The organism is Streptomyces sp. NBC_01260 (genome assembly GCF_036226405.1).
Lineage (GTDB): Bacteria > Actinomycetota > Actinomycetes > Streptomycetales > Streptomycetaceae > Streptomyces > Streptomyces laculatispora.
In genome coordinates, this window is the sequence record NZ_CP108464.1 from 8,088,630 (window position 1) to 8,105,025 (window position 16,396).

At 68.6% G+C, this 16,396-nt stretch carries 11 protein-coding genes and 1 pseudogene; 8 read left to right on the forward strand and 4 right to left on the reverse strand.

Annotated elements, in window-relative coordinates; translation table 11 throughout:
* Position 1: 1 nt before the first annotated feature.
* Positions 2 to 316: pseudogene (locus OG322_RS35985) on the forward strand (endonuclease domain-containing protein); the annotation flags it as partial.
* 51 nt (positions 317 to 367) lie between these two features.
* Positions 368 to 1,033, forward strand: coding sequence for a hypothetical protein (locus tag OG322_RS35990; protein WP_241200502.1), 666 nt, complete (start codon positions 368 to 370; stop codon positions 1,031 to 1,033).
* A 170-nt stretch (positions 1,034 to 1,203) separates the two neighbouring features.
* Here OG322_RS35990 and pgm read toward each other — a convergent pair whose 3' ends face one another.
* Together pgm and OG322_RS36000 are read right to left on the reverse strand one after the other, a co-directional pair.
* Positions 1,204 to 2,844, reverse strand: a complete 1,641-nt coding sequence (pgm, locus tag OG322_RS35995; protein ID WP_123467133.1) for a phosphoglucomutase (alpha-D-glucose-1,6-bisphosphate-dependent) — start codon at positions 2,842 to 2,844, stop codon at positions 1,204 to 1,206.
* Positions 2,845 to 2,890: 46 nt separating this feature from the next.
* The gene (locus OG322_RS36000) at positions 2,891 to 3,628 is read right to left on the reverse strand and encodes a 4'-phosphopantetheinyl transferase family protein (RefSeq protein WP_123467131.1); all 738 of its coding nucleotides are present in this window, start codon (positions 3,626 to 3,628) and stop codon (positions 2,891 to 2,893) included.
* Positions 3,629 to 3,812: 184 nt separating this feature from the next.
* Between OG322_RS36000 and OG322_RS36005 the strand changes: the two genes are divergently transcribed.
* Positions 3,813 to 4,307: a GNAT family N-acetyltransferase gene (locus OG322_RS36005; RefSeq protein ID WP_123467129.1), complete on the forward strand. Its 495-nt coding sequence runs from the start codon at positions 3,813 to 3,815 to the stop codon at positions 4,305 to 4,307.
* Here the strand turns inward: OG322_RS36005 and OG322_RS36010 are convergent.
* On the reverse strand, positions 4,279 to 5,637 hold the full coding sequence (locus tag OG322_RS36010; protein ID WP_329307804.1) for an MFS transporter: 1,359 nt from the start codon (positions 5,635 to 5,637) through the stop codon (positions 4,279 to 4,281). The two genes, OG322_RS36005 and OG322_RS36010, sit on opposite strands and share 29 nt — an antisense overlap.
* Positions 5,638 to 5,698: 61 nt before the next feature.
* Positions 5,699 to 6,145 carry a MarR family winged helix-turn-helix transcriptional regulator gene (locus OG322_RS36015; RefSeq protein ID WP_123467127.1) on the reverse strand — a complete coding sequence of 149 codons (447 nt, stop codon included), beginning with the start codon at positions 6,143 to 6,145 and terminating at the stop codon, positions 5,699 to 5,701.
* Positions 6,146 to 6,533: 388 nt separating this feature from the next.
* Here OG322_RS36015 and OG322_RS36020 point away from each other — a divergent pair, with 388 nt between their 5' ends.
* The 5 genes from OG322_RS36020 (at position 6,534) to OG322_RS36040 (ending at position 16,374) form a co-directional block, all read left to right on the forward strand.
* Positions 6,534 to 10,823 (forward strand): discoidin domain-containing protein, encoded by a 4,290-nt coding sequence (locus OG322_RS36020; protein WP_329307480.1) that lies wholly within the window; start codon positions 6,534 to 6,536, stop codon positions 10,821 to 10,823.
* A gap of 330 nt (positions 10,824 to 11,153) precedes the next feature.
* The gene (locus tag OG322_RS36025; RefSeq protein WP_123467123.1) at positions 11,154 to 12,581 is read left to right on the forward strand and encodes an extracellular solute-binding protein; all 1,428 of its coding nucleotides are present in this window, start codon (positions 11,154 to 11,156) and stop codon (positions 12,579 to 12,581) included.
* 88 nt (positions 12,582 to 12,669) lie between these two features.
* Positions 12,670 to 13,629, forward strand: coding sequence for a carbohydrate ABC transporter permease (locus OG322_RS36030; protein ID WP_123467121.1), 960 nt, complete (start codon positions 12,670 to 12,672; stop codon positions 13,627 to 13,629).
* 15 nt (positions 13,630 to 13,644) lie between these two features.
* Positions 13,645 to 14,604 carry a carbohydrate ABC transporter permease gene (locus OG322_RS36035; protein ID WP_185095604.1) on the forward strand — a complete coding sequence of 320 codons (960 nt, stop codon included), beginning with the start codon at positions 13,645 to 13,647 and terminating at the stop codon, positions 14,602 to 14,604.
* A 144-nt stretch (positions 14,605 to 14,748) separates the two neighbouring features.
* The gene (locus OG322_RS36040; RefSeq protein ID WP_123467119.1) at positions 14,749 to 16,374 is read left to right on the forward strand and encodes a glycoside hydrolase family 13 protein; all 1,626 of its coding nucleotides are present in this window, start codon (positions 14,749 to 14,751) and stop codon (positions 16,372 to 16,374) included.
* Positions 16,375 to 16,396 lie beyond the last annotated feature (22 nt).

Sequence of the window (16,396 nt, forward strand, 5' to 3'; positions counted from 1 at the left end):
CATGACCATTTCGGAAGCGCTGAAGGAAGCGCGGCGGAGAGACGCTGTCGAGCTGGAGTGGCTGGGAACCACGACCCAGGGGCGTCCTGACTTTGCTGCGGCCGAGCTCCTCGACCGGCAAGGCATCCCGTCCTGCCACGTCTGGCGCGTCCCTGAGGGTGACGTGGCGCCCTATCTGTCCGCCACGCAGGCCCTACGGCGGTGGCAGGACGGTGCGTGTGCCATGTGTAGCGCGCGCCCGAACCGGCTGCTCGTCGACCACTGTCACCGGAGCGGACTCATTCGGGGACTGTTGTGCACCAGCTGCAACACGGCCGAGGGAAGCTCTCTTCATGGGCATCACCAACCGCTTCGGGCTGGGGGAGAAATGACCGTTCACGAGGACGCCGCTCGCCTGCTACTCGAAGATCTGCACGACGACCCGGACGGTGCTGCGATGCTCGCTCGCATGACCGCATCTCTGTACGAGGGTTCGTACAGTAGGCAGCTCATCGCTTGGGTGGGACAGACGCAGCGCGAGCCGGATTACTGGCCGTCTCATCAGGTAGCTGCCCTCATGCACGTCCTTGAGGGCTTGGCCTTTGGACGCATCGTTCGCCGACGCATCCCAGTTGGGGCGGCTCCTGGCCCTGATGCGGACCGCCATGGAAACGCAGCGAAGCTGGATGCCGTCACACATCCGTTCCGAGTCGATCTCGCCATGACACAGAACGGTGCGGACTGTGATGGCACGCTCTCGTGGAACGAGCCGGTTGCCTTTTGGCGGGCGCTCGGCGCTCGCGTGCTTCATCAGAAGGGCGTCTATGGTTCCCTGCACGTCCCCTTCGAGGTTCGCCCGTGGTCCGTACCGCTGGAGGTCGGGTACACACTGCCCAGCCGTACTGCCGCCCATCTGCTGACAGAAGGTGCGGTAGCGCGGTGGGCCTACGACGACGAGGAGATCTGCGTCCTGCTTGACCTGCCTCGTCTTGGCGCGATGGCGGGCACTCGGCCGTTGCCCGCAGGCGTGAAGCCGTTCGATCCCGGCCTGTAGTTGCTCACGGGACCCGGGATAGCGATCGTGCCCGCTGCGGGTACATTCACGTGGCTGAACAAGTGGACTGACGCCGCATCGGAGGACATCGGACCGTGAGACGCTGGGGCCGCATCCCCGGCGGACTTCATGCCGGGGATGCGGCCTCTCGCTGTGCCGCTCGCTCCGGGTCAGGCGTCCAGGGCGGCCGAGACGACGGCCTTGGCCTCCTCCTGGACCCGGCCGAGGTGCTCGGCACCGAGGAAGGACTCGGCATAGATCTTGTAGACGTCCTCGGTGCCCGAGGGCCGGGCGGCGAACCAGGCGTTCTGCGTCGTCACCTTGATACCGCCGATCGTCTCCCCGTTGCCCGGCGCCGAGGTGAGCACGGCCGTGACCGGTTCGCCCGCGAGGGTGTCGGCGCTGACCTGCTCGGGGGAGAGCCGCGCCAGCACCGCCTTCTGCTCGGGGTCCGCCGGGGCGTCGATCCGGGCGTACGCCGGCTCACCGAACCGGGAGGTCAGCGCGGCGTAGTGCGCGGACGGCGAATCGCCCGTCACCGCGAGGATCTCGGAGGCGAGCAGCGCGAGAAGGATGCCGTCCTTGTCCGTCGTCCAGACCGATCCGTCACGGCGCAGGAAGGACGCCCCGGCCGACTCCTCGCCGCCGAACCCCAGCGTCCCGTCGGCCAGACCGTCCACGAACCACTTGAATCCGACCGGCACCTCGACCAGTTCCCTGCCGAGGCCGGCGGCGACCCGGTCGATCATTCCGGACGACACCAGGGTCTTGCCGATGCCGGCTCCGGCGGGCCACTGGTCCCGGTGCGTGTACAGGTAGTTGATGGCGACGGCGAGGTAGTGGTTCGGGTTCATCAGGCCCGCGTCGGGGGTGACGATGCCGTGCCGGTCCGCGTCGGCGTCGTTGCCGGTGGCGATGTCGTAGCGGTCGCGCTGCCCGATCAGCGAGGCCATCGCGTACGGCGACGAGCAGTCCATCCGGATCCTGCCGTCCCAGTCCAGCGTCATGAACCGCCAGGTGGGGTCGGTGAGCGGATTGACCACGGTCAGGTCGAGCCGGTGCTGCTCGGCGATGCGGCCCCAGTACGCGACCGACGCCCCGCCCAGCGGGTCGGCGCCGATCCGTACCCCGGCCGCACGTACCGCGTCGAGGTCGAGGACGGACGGAAGGTCCGCCACGTAGCTGCCGAGAAAGTCGTACGTTCCGGTCGACGGCGCCGCCAGCGCGCGGACGTAGGGCATCCGGCGCACGTCCTTGAGACCGCTCGCGATGATCTCGTTGGCCCGTTCCTGGATCCAGCCGGTCGCCCCGGACCCGGCCGGACCGCCGTTCGGCGGATTGTACTTGAACCCGCCGTCACCGGGCGGGTTGTGGGAGGGGGTGACCACCACACCGTCGGCGAGATGCGACGTACGGCCGCGGTTGTACGTGAGAACGGCGTGCGAGACCGCGGGCGTCGGGGTGTAGCCGTCGGCCGGGTCGATGAGCACGGCCACGTCGTTCGCCGCGAACACTTCGAGGGCGGTGACCCGCGCGGGCTCCGACAGCGCGTGGGTGTCGGCCCCGAGGAAGAGCGGCCCGTCCGCGCCCTGTCGGGCCCGGTACTCGCTGATGGCCTGGCTCGTCGCGGCGATGTGGTCCTCGTTGAACGCGGTGGCCGTCGACGACCCCCGGTGCCCCGAGGTGCCGAAGGCCACCCGCTGGCCGGCCTCGGCCGGATCGGGGTGCAGCGTGTAGTACGCCGTCACCAGCCGTGCCACATCGGTCAGGTCCTCGGGGCGCGCCTGCTGTCCGGCTCGTGTGTGCGGCATCTGCCACTCCTCCGTATCGGTCGGTCGGTGCGATCTGCCCGCCCGGTCATTTTCGCCGGTCGTCGCCGTGGGCGGGCGGCCGCCCCGCCGTGCGGACGGCCACCGCCGCCGCGTATCCGGCGGGGACCGCCACGTCGGTGACGGTCCAGCCCGCCGGGCCCGGCTCCGGACGGGGGCCGGTGCCCATGTGGTCGTGCGAGAGACCGCCGGCCAGGCCGATCCCCTTGCCCTTCAGATAGGCCTCCTTGCGGGTCCACGCCCGGACGAAGGCGGCCGGCCGCTGTTCCTCGGGCAGCTCCGCCAGCTCCCGGCGTTCCGCCGGATGCAGCTGGTCCCCGATCTCCGACACGGTCCTGGCCTTCGGGGTGCGCTCCACATCCACCCCCACCGGCTCGTCCGCGAACGCCAGCAGGGCGACGCCCCGGGTGTGCGACAGGGAGAAGTGCACGCCGCCGCCGGTCGCGGGACGGCCGTGCGGCCCGCCGCAGGACGGACACGGTTCCCGCGTCAGCCGGACGGCCTCCGGGGCGATGCCGAGCCGGGCGCCCAGCAGCAGCCGCAGCGCCACGTGCGAGGCGACGAAGCAGAGGCGGTCGGCCTCGACGACCAGACTCCCGGCCCGCCCGAGCTCCTGCGCGTCGAGGATCCCCGGGGCGAGCCGCTGCGCCGCCTCGCCCTCCCGCTGCGGGTCCACGATCCACAGTGCCGGGATGCCGGGGGCCCAGGAGGGCGCCGGGCTCCGGTGGCCGGTCTCGGTGAGTGCGAACTCGTCGGGCTGGTACACCGTTGCGTCTTCCCTCGGCCGGGGCGGGTGCCGTGAGCGGTCGTCAACGGCGGAGCGGTCACTCATATTCTATGGAGATCCGGTCCGGTGCAGACGTACGTTCGATCACAGGTGACCAGGTCGCCGTGCCGAACGAGGCACGGCGGACTTTTCGGCCACCGCGCCTTCGAGCAGGAGACACCGGATGCCATCGGACGACCGCACCAGTCTCGGCACGGTACGGCTGCGGGACGCCCGCGCCGACGACGCCGACCCTCTCACCCGGCTCTTTCTCGCCTCCCGGGCCGCCGCCATGCCGTACCTGCCCAGAGTGCACAGCGACGAGGCCACGCTCGGCTGGATGACCCACGTCGTGCTGCCCGACACGGAGGTCTGGGTGGCCGAACTCCACGAGGAGGAGGGCGCGTCGGAGATCGTCGGCTTCGTCTCGCTCGACGGCGAGGAGCTCGAACACCTCTATCTGAGCCCCGGTGCACGGCGCCGGGGCATCGGTACCATGCTGCTGGCGAAGGCCAAGGAGCGCAGCCCCGAGGGTCTCGCTCTCCACACCTTCCAGCGCAACGCCGGTGCGCGGGCCTTCTACGAGCGGCACGGCTTCACCGCGGTCGGGTTCAGCGACGGCGGCCGCAACGAGGAGGGGGAGCCGGACGTCAGATACCGCTGGACCGCGTCCGGGTGAGGCGTGGCGGCGAAGGGCGGCCGAGCGTGCGGTCGAAGACGGTCAGCAGGAGGCAGAGCACGCCCGCGCCGAGCATGATCCAGGCAAGGTGGTGCATGCCTCCGGTGCCCGCGCGCTGCCCGAAGGAGGCGGCCGCGGTGGAGGAGGCGACCATCGAGCCGACATAGGCGAAGGTGCGCAGCAGTCCGGCCGAGGAGGCGATGCGCTCGGGATCGGCCTGGAAGTAGACCGAGTTCTGCAGCGCCAGGCTGTTCAGCCCCTGCGGGAGGCCGAATATCAGCGCGACGAGAACCAGCGTCCACACGGGGCTGTCGCCGGTGAGCGTCAGCATCACCGCACAGGCGGCAATCTGGCCGAGCCCGCCGACGACCAGTTTGCCGCGCACCCCCTTGCGCCGCCCGGTGACGATCGAGACACCGATGGCCACCAGGAACATCGGGATCTGTACCAGCCCGGCGTGGAAGGGCGAGAGGCCGAAGCCCTCCTCCGTCCACTGGGTGAACCCGTAGAGGAAAGCGTAGGAGACGACGTAGGCGACCAGTGCCCGCCCGTAGGTGGCCAGCAGCGGTGTGTTGCCGCCCAGCACCCGCAGGTTGATGAAGGGGACGGGCGCCCGTAGCTCCCGCAGCGCGAACGCGGCGCTCGCGGCGGCGGCGATCACCAGCAGGTACCAGTCGCGCAGATGCAGGTTCATCAGGAACAGCAGCAGGGAGATCAGCATCGCGGCGAACAGTGCCATCCCGGGCAGGTCGAGCTGGGCGGCGAGGCGCCCACGCTGCGGGGACTCCCCGGTGCCGGCCTCCTTGGGCAGCCGGAGCAGCCCCAGCAGCACGGCCACGGCGGCGAGTGGCACGTTCAGCGCGAAGGTGGTGCGCCAGCCGCCCAGCCCGATCAGCAGCCCGCCCAGCAGTGGGCCGAGCACCGCGATGGTCTGGTTGGCGACGGCCAGGGCGGTCAGCACCCCGCCGGGACTGTCCTGCCCGGTGCGCTCGGCCTCGCTGCGCACCAGCGCCATCGCGGCGGGATAACCGGCGCAGGTGCCGAACCCGAGCAGGACGCGCGAGGCGATCAGTACCCCCAGGTTCGGCGCCAGGGTGCCGACGACACCGGCTACCCCGACCAGGCTCGTGCTGACGAGGAAGAGCCTGCGCGGCCCGAAGATGTCGATGAGCCGGCCCATGACGGGCTGTCCGAGAGCCGTGGCCAGGTAGAGGGCCGAGACCAGCCACGCGGTCCGGGAGGGCGGCGCGCCCAGCGCGTCGCCGATGGGTATGAGTGTGACGGCGATGATCGTGGAGTTGACCGGGTTCAGGACCGAGCCCAGCATCATCGGCGGCAGCAGCCGCCGGTCGAAGCCCGGTGCCGTCCCGATTCGCCCCGCTGCTGTCCGGTCAGTCACGGGTGAGGCGCTCCAGTACGGCCATGGCGGCGATCACGGCCCGCCGCTCCTCCTCCGTGCACTTCTCCTGGAACTCACCGGCGAGCCATTCCTGTCGGGTCTGCCGCCCCTCCGCCACCCGCTGGTGTCCCTGCGCGGTCAGCACGATCAGCAGACGGCGCCCGTCATCGGGGTCCGGCCGCCGTTCCACCAGCCCCAGAGCGGTCAGCGACGCGACCGTCGCCGTCATCGACTGGTGGCGCACGCCCTCGGCCGAGGCGAGCTGACTGGCCGTGACGCCCTGCTCGCCGGACAGGCGAGTCAGAACGGACTCCTGCCCGAAGGTGATGTCCTCGGCTTCGGCGGCGTTCAGGATGCGGCGGCGCAGCCGGCCGATGACCGTACGGACCTCTCGCGAAGCCTGAACCGCTGAGGGCGACGTGCGCGGGCTCTCATTCATGCGCCCCACCCTAGAACCCACAGTTTGAGCTGTACAGCTTTACCTGTACAACCTGAACCGCCACCTGGCCTGGCCTCCCCGTCCGAGCTGGCACCTTTCAGCGCCTTTCACTTTTACGCAAATCTGTTGCGTAAATTGCAGGCTGCTTGCGAATTCGTCGATGAGCCATCTATTGCCTTATTTGTCACGGCAGTTGAGGCGGTGCCGGGGAGTCCGTTTACGTTGCGGGTTCTGCCGCGACAGTGGACTCTCCGTCAATTCTCTGCAACTCTCTGACCGCAATACGCAAAAGTCCATCCTGTGGGTGCAGGAAATCATGCCCCAGCAGGTACGCAGAAAGAGCCGCGCCTTGGACGCGCCCTGCGCCGAGGCCGAAGATCGGGGACATATGAGACCGCAACGCTGGAGATGGCGGGTCCTCTCCGCCACTGTCACCACCAGCCTGCTGATGATCGGCTGGCCGGCACTCAACGCCTCGGCGGCCGGCGGCCCGAACATCGCCGCCGACCAGAAGACGGCCGCGAGCAGTGCCGGCAGCGGGAAAGCCGCGGGGAACATCGCCGACGGACAGCAGTCGACGTACTGGGAGGGGGCGAGCAGCGCCCTGCCCCAGTGGGTGCAGAGCGACCTGGGCAAGGCCGCCCGCATCGACCAGGTCACCCTGAAGCTTCCCGCCGACTGGAAGAGCCGCCGGCAGACCCTGTCGCTCCAGGGCAGCGCCGACGGCACCAGCTTCTCGACGCTGAAGACCTCGGCCGCCTACACCTTCGCACCGGGCAGCTCCAACAAGGTGACCATCAGCTTCCCGGCCACCAAGGCCCGGTTCGTACGGGCGAACATCACCGCGAACACCGAGGCGAGGAACGGCCAGCTCGCCGAGCTGGAGGTCCGCGCTGCGGCCGAGTCGTCGGTGAACCTCGCCGCCGGCCGTACGCTCACGGCCAGCAGCTACACGCAGAACTACATCCCGGCCCAGGCCAACGACGGCAACGCGGCCAGCTACTGGGAGAGCCGCAACGGCGACCTGCCACAGTGGATCCAGGCCGACCTCGGCTCCTCGGTGCGGGTCGACCGTGTGGTGCTGCGCCTGCCGGACGGCTGGGAGACCCGCACCCAGACGCTGAAGATCCAGGGCAGCACCAACGGCTCCGACTTCACCGACCTGACGCAGTCCAGGGCGTACACCTTCAGCCCGACGGCCGGCGAGTCCGCGACGATCACCTTCGACGCCACGACCACCCGCTATGTGCGCGTCCTGGTCAGCGCCAACTCCGTCCAGCCCGGCGCCCAGGTCTCCGAGCTGGAGGTCTACGGCCCCGACTCCGGTGACACCCAGGCGCCGACCGCGCCGACGCAACTGGCCTACACCGAACCGGCCACCGGGCAGATCAAGCTGACCTGGAAGGCGTCGACGGACAACGTCGCCGTCACCGGCTATGACATCTACGCCAACAACACGCTGCTGACGAGTGTGGCCGGCAGCGTCACCACGTTCACCGACACCCGTCCGGGCGATGCCACCGTCTCGTACTACGTCCGCGCCAAGGACGCGGCGGGCAACGCCTCGGCGAACAGCAACACCGTCACTCGTACGGGGAGTTCGGGCGACACCCAGGCGCCGACCGCGCCGACCGGCCTGAGCTTCACCGAGCAGACGGCCGGGCAGATCAAGCTGACCTGGCAGGCCTCCACCGACAACAAGGGCGTCACCGGGTACGACATCTACGCCAACAACGTGCTGCGCAAGAGCGTGGCGGGCGATGTCACCACCTACACCGACGCTCAGTCCACCGCCATCACGGTGTCCTACACCGTCCGGGCGAGGGACGCGGCGGGCAACGTGTCGGGCGACAGCAACACCGTCACCCGCAACGGCAGCACGAGCGCGGCGTCCAACCTCGCGATCGGCAAGCCCATCACCGCCTCGTCCGTCGTCCACACGTTCGTCGCGGAGAACGCCAACGACAACAGCCTGACCACCTACTGGGAGGGCGCCGGGGGCAGCTACCCGAACACCCTGACCGTGAAGCTGGGGGCCAACGCCGACACGGAGAACGTCGTCGTGAAGCTCAACCCGGACAGCAGCTGGGGAGCCAGGACGCAGAACATCCAGGTGCTCGGCCGTGAGCAGAGTGCCACGTCCTTCACCAGCCTGGTCGCGGCGAAGGACTACGCGTTCAGTCCGGGCAGCGGCAACGCGGTGACCATTCCGGTCAGCGGCCGGGTCGCCGACGTCCAGTTGAAGTTCAACTCCAACACCGGCTCCGGCGCCGGTCAGGTCGCGGAGTTCCAGGTCCTGGGCGCTCCGGCACCCAACCCGAACCTCCAGGTCAGCTCGGTGACCGCGGCTCCCGCCGCACCCGTCGAGTCGGACCCGGTCACCCTGACCGCGACGGTCCGCAACAGCGGCCCGGTCGCGGCGCCGGCGAGCAAGCTCGAATTCCGGCTCGGCGGCTCAAAGGTCGCCACCGTGGCCGTGGGCGCGCTGGCCGCAGGGGCCTCCACCCAGGTCAGCGCCGACATAGGGCCGCGGGACGCGGGTACGTACGAACTCAGTGCCGTCGCCGACCCGGCGAACGAGGTCATCGAGCAGAACGAGACCGACAACACCTGGACGAGCCCGACCGGCCTGGTCGTCAAGCCGGTGGCCAGCTCGGACCTGGTCTCCGCCGGGGTCAGCACCTCCCCGTCCGCCCCGTCCAACGGCCAGAACGTCACCTTCTCCGTCGCCATCAAGAACCAGGGCACGGTGGCGTCCGCGGCGGGCGGCCACGCCATCACGCTGACCCTGCTGGACTCCAAGGGCGCCACGGTGAAGACCCTCACCGGCACCTACACCGGGGCCATCGCCGCGGGCGCGACCAGCGCCCCGGTGAACCTGGGCAGCTGGACGGCGGCCAACGGCTCGTACTCCGTGAGGACGGTGATCGCGGACGACGCCAACGAACTCCCGGTGAAGCGCGAGAACAACACCTCCACCAGCTCGCTCTTCGTCGGCCGCGGCGCCAACATGCCGTACGACATGTACGAGGCCGAGGACGGCGTCACCGGTGGCGGCGCTCAGGTCGTCGGTCCGAACCGGACCGTCGGCGACATCGCGGGCGAGGCTTCCGGCCGCAAGGCAGTGACCCTCAACAACACCGGCAACTATGTGGAGTTCACCACCAGGGCGAGCACCAACACCCTGGTGACCCGGTTCTCCATCCCCGACTCCGCGGGCGGCGGAGGCATCGACTCCAAGCTGAACCTCTATGTGGACGGCGTCTTCCTCAAGGCGATCGACCTCACCTCGAAGTACGCCTGGTTGTACGGCGCCGAGACCGGTCCCGGGAACTCCCCGGGCTCGGGTTCGCCGCGGCACATCTACGACGAGGCGAACGTGATGCTGGGCAAGACCGTCCCGGCGGGCAGCAAGATCCGGCTGCAGAAGGACGCCGCGAACACCTCCACCTACGCGATCGACTTCGTCAGTCTGGAGCAGGCCACCCAGATCGCCAACCCGGACCCGGCCGCCTACGCCGTGCCCGCCGGATTCACCCACCAGGACGTCCAGAACGCACTGGACAAGGTGCGGATGGACACCACGGGCAAGCTGGTCGGCGTCTACCTGCCGGCCGGTGACTACCAGACCGCGAGCAAGTTCCAGGTCTACGGAAAGGCCGTGAAGGTCGTCGGCGCCGGTCCCTGGTACACCAGGTTCTTCGCACCTTCGGGCCAGGAGAACACCGACAACGGATTCCGTGCCGAGGCCAGCGCGAAGGGCTCGTCGTTCGCGAACTTCGCGTACTTCGGGAACTACACCTCGCGCATCGACGGCCCCGGCAAGGTGTTCGACTTCTCCAACGTCTCGGACATCACCATCGACAATGTCTGGAACGAGCACACGGTGTGCCTCTACTGGGGGGCGAACACCGACAGCATCACCATCAAGAACTCCCGGATCCGTGACACGTTCGCCGACGGCATCAACATGACGAACGGCTCGACGGACAACCACGTCGTCAACAACGAGTCCCGGGCCACGGGCGACGACAGCTTCGCCCTGTTCTCGGCGATCGACTCCGGTGGCTCGGACATGAAGAACAACGTGTACGAGAACCTCACCTCGATCCTGACCTGGCGCGCGGCGGGTGTCGCCGTCTACGGCGGCTTCGACAACACCTTCCGCAACATCCTGATCGCGGACACCCTGGTCTACTCGGGCGTCACGGTGAGCTCACTGGACTTCGGCTACCCGATGAACGGATTCGGGACCGGACCGACGACGATCGAGAACGTGTCGGTCGTCCGCTCCGGCGGCCACTTCTGGGGAACGCAGACCTTCCCCGGGATCTGGCTGTTCTCCGCCTCCAAGGTGTTCCAGGGCATCCGGATCAACCACGTCGACATCGTCGACCCGACGTACAGCGGCATCATGTTCCAGACCAACTACGTGGGAGGACAGCCACAGTTCCCGATCAAGGACACCGTACTGACCGACATCTCGATCTCCGGCGCCCGCAAGAGCGGGGACGCCTTCGACGCCAAGTCCGGCTTCGGGCTGTGGGCCAACGAGATGCCGGAGGCCGGCCAGGGGCCCGCCGTCGGTGAGGTCACCTTCAACGGTCTGAAGCTCAGCGGCAACGCGCAGGACGTAAAGAACACGACCTCCACCATGAAGATCAACATCAACCCGTAGCGGCCGTCGCACACAGGAGCGCCGTCCGGCCTGTCGGGCGGCGCTCCGTGGTGCGCAAATTCCTTGCGTCCGCACGTGCGAACTTTGCGGGAGCGGAACTGCCGAGCAGTCACGAACCGTGCGGAACCACCCCCGGCGTGCCGTCTCGGCTCCGTGGAGCCGGGCGGCACGCCTCTGTCATGAGTCACATGAAGCGCGCAACGGACTGTCAAACTTTTACGAAAACTGCGCGAGATATTGCGTTCACATGTCGGCGCTGGTTGAGTGTGCCTCGCCCCGGCAGAGAGCCGGCCGAGGGCCTTCCATGCTCATGCCCGAAGGGGACCATCGATGAGAAGTGCTGGGTTCAGCCGCACACGCCGTACAAGCCGTGCCTCAGCGGCCGCCCTCGTCACCGCACTCGCCCTGACCGCTCTCGCCTCCTGCGGCACGAGCAGCAGCAGCGACAACGGTGACAAGGACAGTGGATCCAAGGGTTCGTCCGACCCGTCGGCCCCGCTCGACCCGAAGGCGAAGGTGACGATCTCGATCGACTGCATGCCGCCGGCGGCCAAGGCCGCGGAGCTGCGTGAGTGGAACGAGGACATCAAGACGTTCAACAAGACCTACCCGAACGTCACGATCAACGGAAAGTCCACCCCCGGGCAGTGCCTGGAGCCTCCCCGCTTCACGGCCATGCTGAAGGGGAAGTCGCAGCCGGACGTCTTCTACGCGTACTTCACCGACCTTCAGCAGGTGCTGGACAACGACGGGGCCGAGGACATCTCCGCCTACGTCAACGACAAGTCCGTGCCCGCGCTGAAGGAGATCCAGCCCCAGGTCATCGATGTGGCCCGCAAGGACGGCAAGCTCTACGCACTGCCGACCAGCAACTACACCATGGGTCTGATGATCAACCGGAAGCTGTTCACACAGGCCGGTCTCGACCCGAACACCCCGCCCGCCACCTGGGACGAGGTCCGCACCGCGGCGAAGAAGATCGCGGCCCTGGGCAAGGGCGTCGCCGGCTTCGGCGAGTACAGCGCCGGCAACAACGGCGGCTGGCACTTCGCGGCCACCCAGTACGGCCTCGGCGGGGACGTCGTGGACGCCTCCGGCAAGAAGGCGGCCTTCAACGACGCCTCCGGGAAGCAGGTCCTCCAGCAGCTGCACGACATGCGCTGGGAGGACGACAGCATGGGCAAGACCCAGCTGCTGAAGTGGGGCGATCTGCAGAAGCAGATATCCACCGACAAGCTCGGCATGTTCCTCGCCGCCCCCGACGACATCGCGTACATGGTGCAGCAGCTCGGCGCCAAGTACGAGACCTTCGGCCTGGGCCCGATCCCCGGCGCCAAGGGCACCCTCTTCGGCGGCAACAACTACATGATCAAGAAGGGCAGCTCGCCCGACCAGATCAAGGCCGCTGTCGCCTGGCTGAACTTCAAGAACCTCACCCCGGGCAAGGGCCAGTTCGACTGGGCCCGTACCAAGGCCGACAAGCTGCCCGTCGGGCTGCCGCAGCCGAACTTCTTCCTGGGTGACAGCAAGGCCAAGGACGACGCGTCACGCACCACCAACGCGTCGATGCCCATCGAGAACTTCAAGGCCTTCATGGACAACCCCGTCCAGGGCAAGGCCGAGCCGCCGAAGGCGCAGGAGATCTACAAGATCCTCGACAACGCCATGTCCGGTGTCCTGACCAACAAGGGCGCCGACATCGACAAGCTGCTCTCCACCGCCGAGCAGCAGGTCAACCAGGTTCTGGCGAACCAGTAACGGACGCGCGGGGCCGGGTCACGCGGACCCGGCCCCGCATCCGGACCCGTCCGACTGCGCTTCAGTTCACCGGCACCGAGGAGACACCATGTCGGCCCCTACTCTGTCCACCGGCAAGGCGACCGGGCCACGCCAGGGACACGCAGGACCCACCCGCCCGAACTCCGCCCGCGACGAGTTCCTGCGCACCCTGCGCCGCAACATCTCAGCGCACGGCTTCCTGATCGGAGCGGTGCTCTGCTTCTCGTTCTTCTCCTGGTATCCGATGGTCCGGGAATTCATCCTGGCCTTCCAGAAGACCGAGAACGGCAAGACCACCTGGGCCGGCTGGTCCAACCTGTCCTACGTCGTCAACGACCCGGCGTTCTGGCAGGCCTGGCGCAACACCCTGCTGTTCACCGTGCTCGCGCTGGTGTTCGGCTTCGCCGTCCCGTTCGTCGTCGCCGTCGTGCTCAACGAGTTCCGGCACGGACAGGGATATCTGAGACTGCTGGTCTATCTGCCGGTGATGCTGCCGCCGGTCGCCTCCGTACTGCTGTTCAAGTACTTCTACGACCCCGGCTACGGACTCTTCAACCGCATCCTGGAGATCTTCCATCTGCCCGCACAGCAATGGCTCCAGGACACCGACACCGCCATGCTCTCGGTCGTCATCGCGGCGACCTGGATGAACATGGGCGGCGCGACACTGATCTACCTGGCCGCACTCCAGGGAATCCCCGGCGAGCTGTACGAGGCGGCCGAACTGGACGGCGCCGGACTGCTGCGCAAGGTCTGGCACGTCACCATCCCGCAGACCCGGCTCATCCTCTCGCTGCTCCTGCTCATGCAGATCATCGCGACGATGCAGGTCTTCACCGAGCCGTTCCTGCTCACCAACGGCGCCGGCCCCGAGGGCTCCACCACCACCGTCGTCTACCTCATCTACCAATACGCCTTCAACTTCAACAACTACGGCAGCGCGGCGGCACTCGGCCTCGTCCTGCTCGTCGTCCTCGCGGGAGTCTCCGCGGTGTACGTACGGCTGAGCCGCAGCAGCGAAGACTAGGACGGGAGCACGACCATGGCATCGAACACGCTTGTCTCCCGGCGCGGGAGCGACGGACGCAAGGCCGCACGGCGCAAGGACCGGCGCACCGCCGACGTCGCGCGCCAGCGCACCCTGATCTCGCCGGCCCAGCTCGGCAGGGGCCGCGGCAAGGCCGTCTACTGGATCATCTTCGCCGCAGTGATCCTCCTGTTCACGATGGTCTTCCTCGGACCGCTGTACTGGATGGTCACCGGCGGCCTCAAGACCACGCAGGAAGTGGTGCAGAGCCCGCCCACCGCGTTCCCCAGCTCGATCCACACGGAGAACTACCGCCGGGCCTGGACCGTGATGGACCTGTCCAAGCTGCTCTTCAACACCCTGTACTACGCCTTCGGCGCGCTCGCCTTCCAGCTGGTCCTCGACGTCGCCGCCGCCTACTCGCTGTCCAAGCTGCGGCCCGTGTTCGGCAAGGTCATCCTCGGCATGATGCTGGCCACCCTGATGATCCCGGCCACCGTCCTGGTCGTACCCCAGTACCTGACCGTCCTGGACGTGCCGATCTTCCAGCGCAACCTGCTGAACTCGCCGTGGGCGATCTGGCTCCCGTCCGTCACCAACGCCTTCAACATCTTCCTGCTGAAGCGGTTCTTCGACTCCATCCCGAGAGAACTCCTGGACGCCGCGGCCATCGACGGAGCATCACCCCTGCGCACCCTGCGCTCGGTGGTCCTGCCGATCTCCCGGCCGATCCTCGGCGTCGTCTCCATCTTCGCCGTCGTCGGGGTGTGGAAGGACTTCCTCTGGCCCATGCTCACCCTGCCCGACCCGAGCAAGCAGACCCTGAACGTGGGCATCTACTCGCTGGCCAACGGAGTACCGGAAAACGTACTCATCGCCGCGCTCACCATCGCGTCCATCCCGACGCTGCTCATCTTCCTGATCTTCCAGCGCAACATCATGAGCGGTCTGACCGCGGGCGGCCTCAAGGGCTGAGTGGTTCCTCCGGGACCGAGCCCGCCCCCGCCCGGGGGACACCCCGCACAGCCGCCCTCCCCTCAGCACTCCGCCGTCGGCTCGACCGTCCTGCCCCGCATGCGGGCCGGCGGCGGAGTACCACCTGCCCGAAAGGAACGCCACGTGGCAGCCAACCGCCCGTCCGAGGCCACCGCGAACTGGTGGCGCGACGCCGCCATCTACCAGATCTATGTACGCAGCTTCGCCGATGGCGACGGTGACGGCACCGGCGACCTCGCGGGAGTCCGGGCCAGGCTGCCCTACCTCGTCGAACTCGGCGTGGACGCACTCTGGTTCACCCCGTGGTACCTCTCGCCGCTCGCCGACGGCGGCTACGACGTGGCCGACTACCGCACCATCGACCCCGCGTTCGGCACCCTGGCGGAGGCGGAGAAGCTGATCGCCGAGGCCCGCGAACTCGGCATCCGCACCATCATCGACATCGTGCCCAACCACGTCTCCGACCAGCACGCCTGGTTCCGGGCAGCCCTCGAAGCCGGCTCCGGCAGCCCGGAACGCGACCTCTTCCACTTCCGCAAGGGGCGCGGCCCGGACGGCGCGACACCGCCCAACGACTGGGTCTCCGAATTCGGCGGCACCCCCTGGACCCGGCTGGACGACGGCGAGTGGTACCTCCACCTCTTCGCCACTCAGCAGCCCGACCTCAACTGGGCGCACCCGGCCGTCCGCCAGGAGCACGAGGAGGTGCTGCGCTTCTGGTTCGAACGCGGCGTCTCGGGCGTACGGATCGACTCCGCGGCCCTGCTCGCCAAGGACCCCGCGCTGCCCGACTTCGTCGAGGGCAGCGACCCGCACCCCTTCGTCGACCGCGACGAACTGCACGCCATCTACCGCTCCTGGCGCGCCATCGCCGACGAGTACGGCGGTGTCTTCGTCGGCGAGGTCTGGCTCCCCGACACCGAACGGTTCGCCCGCTACCTGCGCCCCGACGAGCTGCACACCGCCTTCAACTTCAACTTCCTGGCATGTGCCTGGGACGCCGGACTGCTGCGGACCGCCATCGAGGACACGCTCGCCGAGCACGCCTCGGTCGGCGCCCCCGCCACCTGGGTCCTGTGCAACCACGACGTCACCCGCACCGTCACCCGCTACGGCCGCACCGAGACCGGCTTCGACTTCGACGCGAAGACCTTCGGCACCCCGACGGACCTGGCCCTCGGCACCCGCCGCGCCCGCGCCGCCGCCCTGCTCTCGCTGGCCCTGCCCGGCGCGGCCTACCTCTACCAGGGCGAGGAACTCGGACTCCCGGAGGCGGACATCCCGCTGGACCGCATCCAGGACCCGATGCACTTCCGCAAGGGTGGCACCGACCCCGGACGCGACGGCTGCCGGGTGCCGCTGCCCTGGTCGGCGCAGGGGCCGTACGCGGGATTCGGCGCCACCGCCGAACCCTGGCTCCCGCAGCCGGCCGACTGGTCCTCCTACGCCGCCGACCTGCAGAGCGAGGATCCGGAATCGATGCTCACCCTGTACCGCGAGGCGCTGCGGCTGCGCCGCGGCGAGCCGGGGTTCGGGACGGCGGGGGAGCCCGGCATCCGCAGGCTGACCTGGCTGGACGCGGCGCCCGGAGTGCTCTCCTTCACCCGGACCGACGGACTCATCTGCGTGGTCAACCTGGCCGCCGAGGCGGCCGAGCTCCCCCGTCACACCGCGGTGCTGCTGGCCAGCGGCCCGCTCGACGCGGCGGGCAGGCTCCCGCAGGACACCGCGGTGTGGCTGCGAGCCTGACCTCCGTACGCAGGACGCACCT

Coding starts and splice junctions, on each gene's coding strand:
- OG322_RS36005 (WP_123467129.1), top strand. CDS start 3,813: ATGCCATCGGACGACCGCACCAGTCTCGGCACGGTACGGCTGCGGGAC.
- OG322_RS36030 (WP_123467121.1), top strand. CDS start 12,670: ATGTCGGCCCCTACTCTGTCCACCGGCAAGGCGACCGGGCCACGCCAG.
- OG322_RS36010 (WP_329307804.1), bottom strand. CDS start 5,637: ATGATGCTGGGCTCGGTCCTGAACCCGGTCAACTCCACGATCATCGCC.
- OG322_RS36020 (WP_329307480.1), top strand. CDS start 6,534: ATGAGACCGCAACGCTGGAGATGGCGGGTCCTCTCCGCCACTGTCACC.
- OG322_RS36025 (WP_123467123.1), top strand. CDS start 11,154: ATGAGAAGTGCTGGGTTCAGCCGCACACGCCGTACAAGCCGTGCCTCA.
- OG322_RS35990 (WP_241200502.1), top strand. CDS start 368: ATGACCGTTCACGAGGACGCCGCTCGCCTGCTACTCGAAGATCTGCAC.
- OG322_RS36035 (WP_185095604.1), top strand. CDS start 13,645: ATGGCATCGAACACGCTTGTCTCCCGGCGCGGGAGCGACGGACGCAAG.
- OG322_RS36015 (WP_123467127.1), bottom strand. CDS start 6,145: ATGAATGAGAGCCCGCGCACGTCGCCCTCAGCGGTTCAGGCTTCGCGA.
- pgm (WP_123467133.1), bottom strand. CDS start 2,844: ATGCCGCACACACGAGCCGGACAGCAGGCGCGCCCCGAGGACCTGACC.